Raw genomic sequence first — 14515 nt, 5'->3', positions numbered from 1 at the left:
ATAGATGGCAAAGATTATCGTAGTAACCTCAGGAAAAGGTGGTGTAGGCAAAACTACATCGAGTGCAGCAATAAGTACGGGGCTTGCATTAGCAGGTCATAAAACGGTGGTGATAGATTTTGATGTGGGTTTGCGAAACCTCGACCTCATCATGGGCTGCGAACGCCGCGTTGTTTACGACTTCGTAAACGTGATTAATAAAGAGGCTTCGCTTAAACAGGCGTTAATTAAAGATAAGCGCACAGAAAATTTGTTTATCCTTCCTGCGTCTCAAACGCGAGATAAAGATGCCCTTACGGTTGATGGTGTTCAAGCGGTCCTTGATGAACTGAAAAAAGACTTTGAATTCATCATTTGTGACTCACCTGCGGGTATTGAGCAGGGGGCACAGATGGCGCTGTACTTTGCTGATGAAGCTATTGTTGTTACTAACCCCGAAGTATCATCAGTACGAGATTCAGACCGTATTTTAGGTATCTTACAAAGCAAGTCTATGCGCGCTGAAAAAGGCGAGTCAGTTAAAGAACATCTTTTGCTAACCCGCTATAACCCAACCCGCGTTGAAAGTGCTGAAATGTTGAGTGTTGCTGACGTTGAAGAGATATTGGCTATACCGTTATTGGGCGTTATTCCAGAGTCTGAGGCGGTATTAAAGGCATCAAACCAAGGTCAGCCCGTTATTCTTGACGAAGACGCAAATGCAGGACAAGCTTACGCTGACGCGGTTAAACGTCTGCTGGGCGAAACTGTTCCACATCGTTTCCTTGAAGCAGAGAAAAAAGGGTTCTTTAAGCGCCTGCTAGGAGGGAAGTAATGGGAATTTTCGACCTGCTTAAAAAGAAGCAAAAGCCGAGCACAGCGGCGGTAGCCAAGGAACGGTTGCAGATCATCGTTGCGCATGAACGCAAAAGGCGTACAGAGCCTGATTACTTGCCCATGATGCAGCAGGAAATTATTCAGGTTATTCGCAAATACGTAACAATTGCTGATGACCAAGTATCGGTGCAGTTGGACAATAACGACGATTGCAGCGTACTTGAGCTCAATGTGACGTTACCCGACAGCAACAGCTAAGCCCTAACAGCGTAACGCGTTGTGTTACAGACGTCAGTACCATAGCGGTTTTATACGAGTGCCACAGCGGCTTTATGCCAACATCGCAGCGCCTGTGCTAACAGTCGCATGCGCTATTTGCTAAAGAGGTCTTCATCTAGATCGAGTTGTTTGGAGGCCTGCGCAATTAAATTCTCATCGAGTGTAGGCGGAGAAATATCGACGCCTTCGCTTAATCTGTCGATAACAGTGTCCAATACGTTGACCCGTGCCTGCCACTTGTATTCCCCATTAACAATATGCCACGGCGCGAAGCTCGTATGAGTGCGTTCAAACATCTCGTTCACTGCTTTGATATACTCTTTTCGCATTTTTCGATTGTGCAAGTCTTCTTCGGTTAACTTCCAGCGTTTAAATGGGTTATGAAGACGCTCTTCAAACCGTTCACGCTGCTCTTTCGACGAAATGTGCATAAAGAGCTTTATAATGCGAACCCCACTGTCGCTAAGTGTTTTCTCAAACGCATTGATCTCTTCATATCCTCGGTTGTAGGTCTTTTCGTCGATCAGCTTATCAACGCGCTCTACGAGCACTCTGCCGTAGTGAGAACGGTCGAATATTTTAAGCGTACCGGGGGAGGGTATGCGCTGCCAAAAGCGATAGAGGAAGTGTTTGTCTTGATCCTCTTTTGCAGGCTTAGCGACAGGAAATACGCTTACGCCACGAGGGTCTAACTTTTCAGTTATACGCCTTATCGCGCCGCCTTTACCAGACGCATCCCAGCCTTCAAAAACGACCAACGCACGCTTTTTCTGGTGGAAGTAAGATTGCTGAACGTGAAAGAGCTGCTCTTGCTGCTTTGCTAACGCGTCCTTGTATTCTTCTTTGCTATCAAAGCGAGACTGCCCGAAATCCTCGAACAAAACAGGGGGAGAAGAGAGCAATAGCGTATTGTCGGCATTATTCATTAGCGCGCCTCGATTTTAATGATTCAGTGCGCAGAGCCAAAAAAAGGGGCTCTGGTATTTCAGTGTTCACTACTTAGCTTTATTTTTCTATCTTTACGTTTAGTTTATTGCTCGCTCAATGGTGGGGATAAACTTGAATCGTTAAGTTTTGCCCCAATAATTGCTTACTATCCGCAAGTATTAGATAATTGCGAGCAAGCACAAAGTGCGTAAGCACGAAGTTAATGTAGAGGTGGGTATGTCTGTAGAAACGGCGTTGCCGATAGAGTTTTCTGATGCTGCAGCAGCGAAAGTGAAAGCCCTTGTTTCAGAAGAAGAAAATCCTGATTTGAAATTACGTGTATACGTAACAGGTGGTGGCTGTTCTGGCTTTCAATATGGTTTTACTTTTGATGAGAAAGTAAATGAGGGTGATATGACCATCGAAAAAGACACGGTCACCATGGTGGTTGACCCAATGAGTCTACAATATCTTGTTGGTGGTGTAGTTGATTACGTAGATGGCCTAGAAGGCTCACGGTTTTTAGTTCAAAATCCCAATGCCACCACAACCTGTGGCTGTGGTGCGAGTTTCAGCGTTTAAGAGGTGCTTTGTTAGCGTTTAACGTTTTTGCGCAAAGCGTGAGTTTTTTGAACGTCGAAAGCCTTTTGAATCGAATTAAAAGGCGCTAAACGTTGATGACTTCTACAACCATAGGCATACATCGCATCATTTTGTATGCCTATCGGTTGTCCTGTTTTAATACTTCCTTTTGTTTTCAAATTCCGGCTACACTAATTTCATCAAACGACCACGTTTAGGATAGCGTTATGAAATTGTATGGCTCAACGACTTCTCCCTATGTACGCCGCATACGTATTGTACTCGCCTCTACTGAGCACGAATTTTTAAACCTTCAAATATTTTCGGGTGAAGACCGAGAATTACTCGCCTCCCGCAACCCGACGCTTAAGGTGCCTTGTCTTGAGGACGAGGGGCAAATGATTTTTGATTCCCGCATTATTTATAACTATCTTGCCGACAAGCTTGATCATGATGGCTTAACTTGGGAAGAAGAAAATCAATTGACCCTGATAGATGCAGCTAACGATTCGTTTGTACAACTCATGCTTCTTAAGCGTTCAGACTTTGATATTAGTGAAGATAAAATGTATTTCAGGCTTCAAAATGAACGAATTGAAGCAGTGCTTACTGCGTTAGTTGACCAGCTTGATGCTGGTGGTTTTAGCGGATGGACTTACCCAGAAATTTGCTTATATACCATGATCGACTGGGTGCTGTTTCGTGAATTACACAATATGAAGGCATTTCCAGAATTATTAGAGTTTCACGAAAAGCATCACAACCGTATAGAGGTTACCGCTACCGATCCTCGCGGTTAGCGCTAAAACTTTTTAGCAGAAGAAAACGATAAAAAAGGGCTATCGGATAATCAATAGCCCTTTGCAAAGTCGAACTGATACTTAAGCGGCAAACGCGCTAAATAGCGCTCAGCATTTTCTAAAAACACGCTTGCTACATCACTTGGCTGGGATTCCGCTGCTGTATGAGCCGTTATGGTAATGTTTGGATGATGCCAGAATCGGTGAGTAGGAGGTAAGGGTTCATGTCGAAATACATCGAGCACGGCGTGAGCAAGAGTACCTTTATCGAGCCCACTGATTAATGCTTCGTCGTCTACAGCACTTCCGCGCCCTGCGTTAATAAATATACTGTGAGGTTTTAAAGCATTAAAAAATTCATAAGACAGCAAGTTTTGTGTTGTTGGCGTGTCTGGCATTAAATTAACGACGTGATCACAGGCACTGGAAAACGCCCTTATTTCACTAGGCGTATATACGCGCTCAGCACCTTCTATATGGTTACCACTTCGCGTTAAACCTATCACTTTCATGCCAAAAACATTCGCTACTGGAATTAGCGCTTGTCCAATGCTGCCAAGCCCTGCAATACCAAGGGTCTGGCCATTTAGCGGTACGCGTGGTGATGCTTTCCATTGAGGTGTTGTTGCCCGCTGATTGTCTTCAAAAGCTTTAATATTTCTTGCATGTTGAAGTAAATACGCAAATACATACTCACGCATAAGCTTGCCAAAAATTCCCTTTAATCCAGTGAGTATATAGTCTGTTCTACCTGCATTGAGAAGCGGTGCATTACCTGCCCACGTGGACTGACACCACTGTAGCGCCGAACACTTATCAATGATGACTGCTGTCAGGTCTGGATCGGACAGTAGTACGGTCACATTATCGGTGTCGACTTCATCAGGGTGGCACGTTACTTGGTCTATCGTGAGCAAAGGCTGGCGATTGGTTCCTCTCAATGCGTCGCTATCAGCAATTTTTTGTTGCAAAGCCTCGGCAATTTCATTGGCTTCATCGCTTAGTATTGTCAGTTTTATCATTCCCAAATCCCTCGCGGCTGGTCGCCTAACGCATGGTAAGTAAACATTTCTTTCCTAGACGTACAGCTAAAATCGTTCAGCAGGTTGTTCTAAAAATGTGATTTAAGTTTTACATTTTTGTAAATAGTGTTGGTGCAACGTTGATTGCACCTGAAGTTAATTCGCAACGGAATCGTCATGCAGTCAGAAAATAATGCCCAAAATCCACTAGCAACACATATTGATGTGAAGCACGCTAAAGTACTCTCTCCAAAGCGTAACACAACCCAAGCTGAAACCACGCAGGCATTGGTGGTTGAGCAGCTCGCTCATTTTGGCATTGATGCAACTAGCGATTATGGTAAAGCGCTCGCCAGCACTGCGCATCATCTCTATGGTGCACAAGCGAGCGTAATGCAATTGTGGGACATTACCAGTAATACGCTGCAAGGGCTCGATAAAGAAGACAGAGTTGCGTACTTCAACGCTAAAAAGTTTCTCTCTTTCCAAATTGCGAAAATTCTGGATACGCTACAAAACCCCTTTCGCGCAACCTACCAGAGTTTATCAAGCGGAAATGGTTCGCAAGGGCACTATCCTCTATTTGATAATGTGACCGCGCTTTTTTCAGCAACGCCAGTGGTCGTGCGAACGGCAACCTATGTTTATGCCTGTACCGAATGGGTAGACGATGCGTTTCAGGGCAAAGAGTTTACTCACCAAATTTATTCGCGATTATTAAACCCTACTAATATCTCTCTTGCTAACGCCATTGTGGATATGGAAGCAGGCCCTTACGCCGCAGAGTATCTGGCATGGAACTTCAATTCAGGCATGGCAGCAATTGATGCTTGCTTGTCCAACGTGTTGAGCCATGGGGATGTGCTTATTGTCTCTAGAAACGTGTACGGAGGCGTCTATCAGTTGCTCCATGATTATTTCGCACGCAGCAACCGCATGGATATTCAAATTGCGTGGTTTGACGGTTATGACGCGCAAAGCTTTGCTGAATTTATGCAAACAACGAAAGCTGAGCATGCGGCTCGCTTAACTAATGGTGCTAAAATGCACGTGTATTTAGAGTCGCCTTGTAATCCACATGGTTATGTATTGGACGTACCGGGAATTTGCGAACTGGCTCACGCACAAAATGCGTTGGTGATGCTGGACTCTACCCTTGCTACGCCTGTTTTGCACCAACCCCTGCAGCACAAAAACAAAGCCGCACGACCCGACTATGTCATTCACAGCTACACCAAAGATTTGTGTGGCAGTGGGGCGACCACGGCGGGCGTTGTGATAGGTGAGGGGCATCGTATGTTCCAGCCAAAAGGCAGTTCAGCGAATGGCGTAGACTGGTCTGAAACCATGTTCTGGGATGTGTATTACATCAAAGGTGCATTCCTAGATTCTGAAAAGGCGTTTGATGTATTAAACGGTATGAAGACCCTTGAGCAACGCATGATGACGAAAGTGATCAACACGCAAGTCTTTACCGCATTTCTTAATGCTCACGATCAAATTCGCGTTAACTGCCACGCACTGCCTGAACACAGTAATGCCGGACTGCGGGAGAAGCAGCATGCGCATGGCTGGCCGTGTACGCTGTTTACCGTTGATATGGCGCCGGCACATTTACCTCGTGATGTATTTGTACGCTTCTTTGATGCTCTAGAGCCCGCGTTTAGTCATCAAGTGAGTATTGGCCAGAACAACACGATTATCCTATGCCCCGCGTTGACGTCTCACTCTGAACTTAGTACAGAAGAACAGAAAAAAGCCGGGATAGAATTGACGACCATGCGCATAGCCATGGGAACCGACAACGTTAAACAACTCATTGCCCACTTTATGTTGGTCGCTAAACATTTTATCGAGCCACACGCACCAGGTTTTTGTGAGAAGTTCATGGCAAATGCCGACATTGACAGCTTGTATTTATCAGTGAGTGAGAGAGTCAGTTCGCAGCACTTTGGCAGCAAAGCCAGTATGGATTCACTGATGAAGGGGGCATAGTTTCATTTTTTAGCTCAAGAAGTTGCATTGAGCAGTCGATAACAAATGTTGAGGATGTTCTCCTTCTCCTGAGCCTTTCCTTACGCGGGCTCGGGATTTTTTTGTATCAAAGATTAATGGCGTTGGTAGGCTCACGCCTTTGTTTTAAAAAAAGATAGAATGACTCTTAATCTTAAAGACTATTTAAGGCGGCTATATGCACGAGTTTAAAATTGATGTAACGCTAGATGCATCATTGCCCTTCGTTTTTGCAGCATTTCACGAGCCTGAATACCTGTCTGAATGGTTTGCGCCGGGTGATTGTTCTGTAACACAAATTATGAGTGATTTTAGAGAGGGCGGGCGCTATCGCATAAAAATGATGGATCCCAGCGGTACTGAAATGTCTTTGACCGGTGAATACGTGACTATATTAGCAAATGAACAGTTGTCGTTTTCTTGGGCATGGGAAGACGATATTGAAGAGTCGATAATGACAACGGTGGATATTCACTTTGAAGCGACTGAGGGTAATAACGTCAGGCTCGTGCTTTTGCAGCAAGGATTTGTGAACAAGCAAGAGTGCGATCAACATAACTATGCCTGGATGTCGTGTTTAGAAAAGCTCGCCGTGTTAGCCGCTAAGAAAAAGTCATTCAATTAATCGTTTGGTTTTTTATTCGTAGTCTCGGTTTAATGACGCTAAAACGTGCACAATGAAAAGGCAGAGCGAGAAGCTCTGCCTTACTTTTTTTCCAACAAAACGTGCAGCGCTATTATGCCTAAGTAAGGGACGTCATAGCGTCTTTTCCGCTTTTTTCACGGTAAGTTTCATGATCATTGTAGCCTTCTTCTGAGCCGCCATACCAAGTTGATGGGTCGTCAAATGAGGCGAGCGGATAATCGTGTTTGAAGCGAGTAGGCAGGTCTGGATTGGTTATCCAGGGTCTACCAAAGGCTATCATGTCGCCATCGCCATCAGATAAACGTTTTTCTGCTTCTTCTTTGGTATATCCACAATTGCCCATGAGCATACCGTCATACAAAGCTCTAAACTCGGCAAGGGTCATAGCTTCGCCACGCTCGTGAAAGCCAAACGCTAAGCCATCCATAACGTGAAGATAGCCTATGTTTACCTTATTAAGTTGTTGAGCAACATAGGTATAGGTCTCACGGAAATCATCAGCTCCCATGTCGTTAAATACACCGTTTGGCGATAATCTAACGCCCACTTGCTCGCTTGGCCATACGCTCAGTACAGTATCCACGACCTCTGCTAAGAAGCGATAGCGATTCTCTAGGCTACCCCCATAGTTGTCGTCACGTTGATTGCTACGGCTATCGAGAAATTGGTTGATAAGGTATCCATTCGCCGCGTGTACTTCAACGCCGTCAAAGCCAGCTGCTTTCGCGTTTACCGCCGCCTTTTTGAAATCTTCAACGGTTCGCTTAATGTCATCATAGGTCATTGCCTTTGGCACTTCGTAAGGCTTTTTACCTTTTGGTGTGTGGATCTCATCACCTTCAATTTTTACTGCTGAGGCTGATAAGGGCAGTTCACCGTTATGAAAGTCACTATGTGATGCGCGCCCAGTGTGCCATAGCTGCAAGATAATCTTTCCGCCAGCTTGGTGAACGCGGTCCACAATAGAGCGCCAGCCATCTACCATTTCGTCGGTGTATATTCCTGGTGTATCAACCCATCCAATACCTTCTTCTGAAATAGCTGTCGCTTCTGTGATAATGAGCCCCGCATCAGCGCGCTGAACATAGTGATCGCCCATAATTTTATTCGGTATGCGATCGGCGCCTGCCCGTCCTCGGGTCATTGGTGCCAACACCATTCGATTTTGAAGCGTATTACCTGCCCAATCAAACGTGCTAAAAAGTACTGAATCTGTCATTCGTTATCCTTAATTAATCTGAATAATTCTCTAAGGGGTATGAGGTAGTCGAACGCCCTAGATTTTAGATAATAATGATTACAGCAATACGGGTTAATTGGATTGATCAATGCGCAAATAGAGAGTAGCGACGAATTTCCGTTTCACGGCTTGAAAAGACGTCTTTTAAAAAAAGATGCGCCTTTCGGCGCACCAGATAGGGGGCGGGAGAGAATAGATAAGCGAAAGAGAATAAAGCTATCGCAAAATCAGGGCCGCAAGGTTAACGTCGAATCTTAGACCTAATACAACAGCGTCATCGAGGGCAGTGACTCTGCCGCGCTCTGCGAACTGGTCGGGGTTAATAACGTAATGTACGTTTGGCTGAATTCTTACGTGCTCGTTAAGTTGGTAACCATAGCTAAGCTCTAACATAGTTTGACTACTTGCCGGTGTACCAACGCCGCCGTTCGTGGCTCGTAGAATACGCTGGTCTTCTAATGCTTCGTCGCTGTATTGTTGTCGGGTATATACGAAACCAATGGTATCGTCAGGACGTGACGCAAACGTGCCGCGCAATACAAAACCTGCTTTAACGTAGTAGTCTTCAATCAATTCACCAGAAGTGCCGGTTAGCACAGCACCGAACAGCGTGAGTCCCTCTTTCGTAAGTGGGTTAGTGCGAGTGACGGTTTGTTCAAAACGGGCAAATATACCTGAGCGACCGTTCCTAACCGCATAATCATTACCAGACTGCGCTGCGTAGTTGCCCTCATCATCAAATACAGGGTCGGTATAGTCAGCGCCGTCGTACCAACCGCCAATTTCATATCTTCTTGGAAGTTCGTCATCATCCCATGTAGTTTGATAACCCAGCGTGAATGGAACTACAACACCCGTGGCTTCATTTGTAGCCCAATCAAATCCGTGGTCCCCGAGGTCTTGATGACTGGTATTGTCTTCATATATTCCAGTATGGAAATAGATCTTTGGTGAAAGCCAGTATTTTGCGTGTCCGCCCCAACTAGATACAGGCCACCATGTAAAGTTACTGGTCCTAAAAACAAAGGTAGGATTGCCGCATGCGGCATTTGTTTGAAAGTACTGGCAAAGTTCTGAGCCCAAAAAACTAATATTGGCTACTGTACGGCCGCCTTCTACTTCCAAATCACCGTCTAAAAACGTTGAAGAAATAGTAAAGCGAGCAAGACGAGTGTTCTGACCGCCAAATATTTCCTGTACAGAAGTGCTGTTGCCAATGTAATGCTCAGCTAAGTTTTTTCCATGTCGATTAGTCATTGCAATATGAACTTTAGTGTCTTCCCAATTTAACAACGTATTTAAATCTAACTCTCCACCCACAAAAAGTTGTCCGGCGTATGCACTGCCTCTTCGCTGACCGCCCTCAATATTTGTCGCTGACTCGCCGGTATAGCTAGCTTGAAAGTCGAACGCCTCTTGCCAGCTACCTTGTGATGCTATGCAGGTAGTAGAAAAAACGAACATGCTTGCTATAAGCGCTGCCGAGAAATTCTGCGATAGCGCTTTAGCAGTGCTGAAAGGTGTAGATTTATCCATCATTATTCTCTCAATATTAAATACGTGGCGAGTTCGAGCTGTTATGAACTTGTGATAAAGGATATAAGCGTATTTCGCGTCTACTTCTCGCTAATCCCTTGTTTAAACAATAAAAAATCAATTTTCACTAATAACAGTTTGTTAACACTTGCTTAGAGTAATTCGGAATCTATCTAACTATAAAGATTAAATCAACCTTGTTTATTTATGTGTTTTGTCAATTTTGTTTGATTTTTGTTGAAGAACGTGGGGAGTGAAAAGCGCAGAAAGTGACATCTTTTGATATAAGTATGAATACTCATTTATTGCATAACACGTTGTATTATAGAGCTTATATTTTTTGTAAGCGCTTCATCTTTATTGTGTGTCACGAGTTTTGTTAACACGCGGATTAAACCAAAGTATAAATTTTTACCTTTTTATAATTAAATAAACTAAATTGATTTATTGACAGTGGTTAAGTGGGGTGATTAAATTGGTTAACTAATTATTTACAAGCAAAAGGCCGTTCATATGAAAAACAACGCCCCTTTGGTTTCCAAAGACACATTACTCCCCTTTGTATTGTTAACAATTTGCTTTGCAGCATGGGGTGTCGCTGCGAATATGACTGACCCTCTGGTTAAAGTGTTCAGTAAAATATTCACTATGTCATCGTTGCAGTCTGCACTTGTTCAATTTGCTTATTATGGTGCGTATTTTTGTTTGGCAATTCCTGCTGCGTTTATCAACAAACGCTTTTCTTATAAGACGGGAGTACTCACCGGATTGGGATGTGCGGCTGCGGGGGCTTTTCTGTTTTATCCCGCCAGTCAGACCATGACCTATGGCTTTTTCTTAGCTGCCCTTTTCGTATTAGCCGGTGGACTATCTATTCTTGAAACCTCTGCTAATCCTTACGTTATGGCTATGGGAAGTGAGAAAAGTGCTACTCGCCGTCTCAATCTCGCTCAGGCATTTAATCCTGTGGGTACGAACCTAGGGGTATTCCTAGCTGCGACACTTATTCTACCAAACTTAAACCAGGCAACGGCAGAAGAGCGAGCAGCCATGTCGGTAGGCGAACTTAAATCTGTTATAGGCGCTGAACTTGATGCGTAATGCTGCCCTATGTAGGTATGGCTTGTGTGCTTGTGTTAGTTTGGATTGCAATAGCACTGATTAAAGCGCCCATTCAAGAGTCGGTAGAGTCAAGCGTAGAAGACGTTAAGCTTGGTGCGTCGCTAAAACGCTTAGCGGCAAATAAGCACTACCGTTTCGGCGTGCTGGCTCAGTTCTTTAACGTTGGCGCGCAAACCTGTGTTTGGACGTTCACTATTCAGTACGCTATGACAGCCATGGGTGGTAATGAGGTTAGTGGTGGTGAAATTTTACAATACAGCATGATTGTATTTCTAATTTCTCGCTTTGTAATGACGTGGGCTATGCAGTATCTCTACCCAGCTAGACTGTTAATGATCATGTCACTGATTGCCATGGCGCTATGTATTTTCATGACACAGTCTCCTAATTTAGCGGGCGTAATAGCATTGGTATCTATTTCTGCCTGTTTGTCGCTAATGTTTCCTACGATTTACGGCATTGCGCTGGAAGGACTGGGAGATGACACCAAACTAGGTGCAGCAGGTCTTGTAATGGCTATTCTTGGTGGAGCTATTATGCCGCTGTTCCAAGCCGCCATTATCGATAGTGCAGGTGTGGTTGTCTCTTATGTTGTTCCGGCCATTTGCTTCTTGCTTGTAGGTGGCTACGGCTATTTCGATATGCGCGCTAAAAAGGGATGCGCTGACGGTAAAAGTGAAGTAGGTGCAGAAGCGCTAAAAGACATGGAAATGGGAATCGCTAAATAGTTGATAAGTGTTCTTCATGAAGGGCGATGATACAGCGCCCTTCATGCTTTTTTAAAAAGTGCTCCAAGCACAGTGGCTTTAGCTGCTCCCGTCACCTCAGGTATATTGCCGGGTATGTCATTGATATACGCATGAGCAAACCACGCAAACGCGGCACCCTCAACGTGTTGAGGGTGCATACCGAGAGTAAAGCTATCAGAAACCTTGTAGTTATCTAAGGCGTCCACAAGATAGGCCAAGAGCGCTTTGTTAAATGCGCCCCCTCCGCAAACAATAACTTCGCTAATTTCACCATGTTTATTAGCTGAAGGTAAGTATTGCTTAATATCCCGAGCAATAGTTTCACCGGTTAAAGCAAGTAACGTAGCTTGAACATCTTTCGGCGCTAAATTGTTACTCGCCTCTTCACCATCTAACGCCGTACTAGAAGGAAAGTAATCTGCGAGCGTGTTACTTAACCAGTCGATATTGAAATATTCTCTACCTGTACTTTTCGGTGCGGGAAGGTGGAAGTAGTCGTCTAGCAGAAGCTGCTGAAGCAGGCCCGAGTGCGGGGAGCCCGACGCTGCCCAAGCACCGTCTCTATCAAAGCTCTCGTTTAAATGTAGGCTTATCCACTGATCCATTAGCCTGTTGCCTGGCCCGATATCAAACCCCCTTGGGGCTAGACCTTCATGTTTAGGGGCAAGCAATGAAACGTTAGCTATACCACCTATGTTTACGAGGGCGCGATGCTTTTCACCACTTGCGAAAATTGCATTGTGAAAGGCGGGTACAAGGGGAGCGCCCTGTCCACCCAGCGCAATATCCTTGCGCCTAAAATCGGCAATAACGTCAATACCTGTTAACGTGGCAATAGTATTGGGGTCGCCTATCTGGCAGGTAAAACCGCGCACTGAAGATCTCACAAAGTGTGCCGATAATACGTCTGCATTTGGATGGTGGCGTACTGTTTGGCCGTGGGAACCAATTGCAGTGATATCTGAGGCAGTAAGGCCGTTTACTTCAAGTAATTCTAAGGTAACTCGGGCAAAGGTTTCAGCGACTAATCTGTCTGCAATTGCCATGCTATTCAGTTCGTCAGGGCCTTCGGAGCAAAGCGCGTTTAGCGCTAAAAGTAATTCGTGAGAATAGGGTGTTGAGTGTGCGGCGAGGGTAGTAAACGAGGTTTGCGTAATATCACACAGGACGGCGTCGACGCCGTCCATGCTAGTGCCTGACATCAGGCCAATATATTTTGCCATAGCGCTGCTATTTCATCGCAAGCATAATACGTTTGTTGTTATTAAGTTGCTGCTGACGAAGTTCTGCTATTTCCATAAATCTTTCTCGCTCTTCCTTTGCTATCGGTAGCGCTTTCGGTAGCTCTACTGTGCGTGGGTTTCTATGTACACCATCCACCAAAAATTCATAGTGTAGATGCGCACCAGTCACCATTCCTGAGCTACCAAGGTAACCGACAGTTTGACCTTGTTTAACAGTATCCCCAACCTTCACTGCGCGTTTCTTGAAGTGAAGGTATTTGGTGGTATATTTTTCACCGTGTTGAATGAAAACATGGTGGCCATTATATTTATCATAGCCTGCTTTGATTACTTTTCCATCGCCAGCGGCCATAATTGGTGTGCCAACGGCAGCGACATAGTCTGTACCACGATGTGCTTTCCAGCGCTTTTGTACAGGGTGAAAACGCGCTTTGGTGAAGTTAGAGCTAACGTATCTAAAGTTAACCGGTGCACGCAAGAAGCTCTTTCGCATGCTGCGGCCCTCAGGCGTATAATAGGTGCCGTCTTCGTGAAGAATCGCGCTAAAATGTTCGCCCTGATTAGTAAATTCCGCCGCCACAATATCGCCGTAGCCAACAAATTCGCCATCAATGTACTGCTCTTCGAATACGACGTTAAAGGTATCGCCAGCGCGAATTTCCATCGCAAAGTCGATATCCCAGCCGAAAATTCCAGCCAAATTCATAATTTGATTACTGGTTAAGCCAGCGTCACTCGCGGCATTCCAAAAGCTAGAATGAATTTCACCTTGCGCGAAGTTATAGCGAATATCTACATCACGTTTCTCAAGCTGAGCAGTCAACCCGGCATTATCGCTAGACGTATCAGGACGGACAAAAAGGGTTTCCGTCGAAGATAGTCTGTACTTTAACTCACCAAAACTGCCGTCTTTATTCGCCTTAAATGAAAGCTCATCCCCAGGAAGCAAAGTGACGAGTGTTTTTGCTAGCTCGCCAGCTTGAGTCACATTGTAAACGTCACGGGCGGTAAAACCCGCGCGTTTAAATAGCTTTGCTAATGTATCGCCACTGCGAACTTTATAAGTTTGCCACGTAGACTCTTCCTCACCAGAAAATACATCAGTAGACGGCGTAATATGCAGATCTACTGGATAGCGGACGCCTGCGTCTAAAATATGTGCCTCTTGATGACGGCTAGCTTCAACTGGCTCCGACGGCAAAAGAATAAGCCCGCCAAGAAACAAGCTTGCGATAGCAATACCTGTTCTGTGCTGCTTAGGTAAATTTTTATATAAATTGAGCGCTTTTGAAGCGTCTAATTTCTTTCTCATACTACGGCCCACCTGAGAAATGTTATGTGCACAACGCTATTTCACATATGTTGCTTAAAAATGCAACTTTTCTCATTATTTTATTAGCGCAAATTGTTACACCCAATAGCTCTTATCATCGCGGTCATCTGATGTGTTCGCTGAACATTTGTAAAGGTGAAGCCACCCCTCTAACGCTGAGATGCTGAGGCGGAGCGCCCATGATACGCCTAACGCGTATTTGCAGA

12 protein-coding genes and 1 pseudogene are annotated in these 14515 nt (G+C 44.9%); 7 read left to right on the top strand and 6 right to left on the bottom strand.

Features of this window, described 5'->3' with window-relative positions:
• Positions 1–4 precede the first annotated feature (4 nt).
• Together minD and minE are read left to right on the top strand one after the other, a co-directional pair.
• Positions 5–814 carry a septum site-determining protein MinD gene (gene minD / locus JC525_RS02945; protein WP_198814354.1) on the top strand — a complete coding sequence of 270 codons (810 nt, stop codon included), beginning with the start codon at positions 5–7 and terminating at the stop codon, positions 812–814.
• Positions 814–1074, top strand: a complete 261-nt coding sequence (gene minE / locus JC525_RS02940; RefSeq protein WP_105929466.1) for a cell division topological specificity factor MinE — start codon at positions 814–816, stop codon at positions 1072–1074. Before minD ends, minE begins: the two co-directional genes overlap by 1 nt.
• A 113-nt stretch (positions 1075–1187) precedes the next feature.
• Here minE and JC525_RS02935 read toward each other — a convergent pair whose 3' ends face one another.
• Positions 1188–2021, bottom strand: a complete 834-nt coding sequence (locus JC525_RS02935) for a polyphosphate kinase 2 family protein (RefSeq protein ID WP_198814352.1) — start codon at positions 2019–2021, stop codon at positions 1188–1190.
• 238 nt (positions 2022–2259) lie between these two features.
• On the opposite strand from JC525_RS02935, the gene erpA reads away from it, so the two are divergent.
• The gene (erpA, locus tag JC525_RS02930) at positions 2260–2604 is read left to right on the top strand and encodes an iron-sulfur cluster insertion protein ErpA (RefSeq protein ID WP_105929654.1); all 345 of its coding nucleotides are present in this window, start codon (positions 2260–2262) and stop codon (positions 2602–2604) included.
• 227 nt (positions 2605–2831) lie between these two features.
• On the top strand, positions 2832–3404 hold the full coding sequence (locus tag JC525_RS02925) for a glutathione S-transferase family protein (protein WP_198814350.1): 573 nt from the start codon (positions 2832–2834) through the stop codon (positions 3402–3404).
• A gap of 50 nt (positions 3405–3454) precedes the next feature.
• Here the strand turns inward: JC525_RS02925 and JC525_RS02920 are convergent, their stop codons facing one another.
• Positions 3455–4426: a D-2-hydroxyacid dehydrogenase gene (locus JC525_RS02920; RefSeq protein WP_198814348.1), complete on the bottom strand. Its 972-nt coding sequence runs from the start codon at positions 4424–4426 to the stop codon at positions 3455–3457.
• A 177-nt stretch (positions 4427–4603) separates the two neighbouring features.
• Here JC525_RS02920 and JC525_RS02915 point away from each other — a divergent pair, with 177 nt between their 5' ends.
• Both JC525_RS02915 and JC525_RS02910 read left to right on the top strand, forming a co-directional pair.
• Entirely contained in the window at positions 4604–6421 is a 1818-nt protein-coding gene (locus JC525_RS02915; protein ID WP_198814346.1) for a trans-sulfuration enzyme family protein, read from the top strand.
• A gap of 196 nt (positions 6422–6617) precedes the next feature.
• Complete coding sequence (locus tag JC525_RS02910) at positions 6618–7064, top strand: SRPBCC family protein (protein ID WP_198814344.1); 447 nt, start codon at positions 6618–6620, stop codon at positions 7062–7064.
• 118 nt (positions 7065–7182) lie between these two features.
• Here the strand turns inward: JC525_RS02910 and JC525_RS02905 are convergent, their stop codons facing one another.
• Both JC525_RS02905 and JC525_RS02900 read right to left on the bottom strand, forming a co-directional pair.
• Positions 7183–8304: an alkene reductase gene (locus tag JC525_RS02905; protein ID WP_198814342.1), complete on the bottom strand. Its 1122-nt coding sequence runs from the start codon at positions 8302–8304 to the stop codon at positions 7183–7185.
• Positions 8305–8541: 237 nt separating this feature from the next.
• Positions 8542–9861: a carbohydrate porin gene (locus tag JC525_RS02900; RefSeq protein ID WP_198814340.1), complete on the bottom strand. Its 1320-nt coding sequence runs from the start codon at positions 9859–9861 to the stop codon at positions 8542–8544.
• 513 nt (positions 9862–10374) lie between these two features.
• Here JC525_RS02900 and fucP point away from each other — a divergent pair.
• Positions 10375–11711 (top strand): annotated as a pseudogene (gene fucP / locus JC525_RS20175) (L-fucose:H+ symporter permease).
• 41 nt (positions 11712–11752) lie between these two features.
• Here the strand turns inward: fucP and JC525_RS02890 are convergent.
• Together JC525_RS02890 and JC525_RS02885 are read right to left on the bottom strand one after the other, a co-directional pair.
• Positions 11753–12955 (bottom strand): anhydro-N-acetylmuramic acid kinase, encoded by a 1203-nt coding sequence (locus tag JC525_RS02890; RefSeq protein WP_198814338.1) that lies wholly within the window; start codon positions 12953–12955, stop codon positions 11753–11755.
• Between the two features lie 7 nt (positions 12956–12962).
• The gene (locus JC525_RS02885; RefSeq protein WP_198814336.1) at positions 12963–14288 is read right to left on the bottom strand and encodes an OapA family protein; all 1326 of its coding nucleotides are present in this window, start codon (positions 14286–14288) and stop codon (positions 12963–12965) included.
• Positions 14289–14515: the final 227 nt, after the last annotated feature.

Source organism: Alteromonas sp. IB21, from assembly GCF_016405965.1.
Classification (GTDB): Bacteria; Pseudomonadota; Gammaproteobacteria; order Enterobacterales; family Alteromonadaceae; genus Alteromonas.
This window is presented reverse-complemented; position numbering and strand designations above follow the sequence as displayed.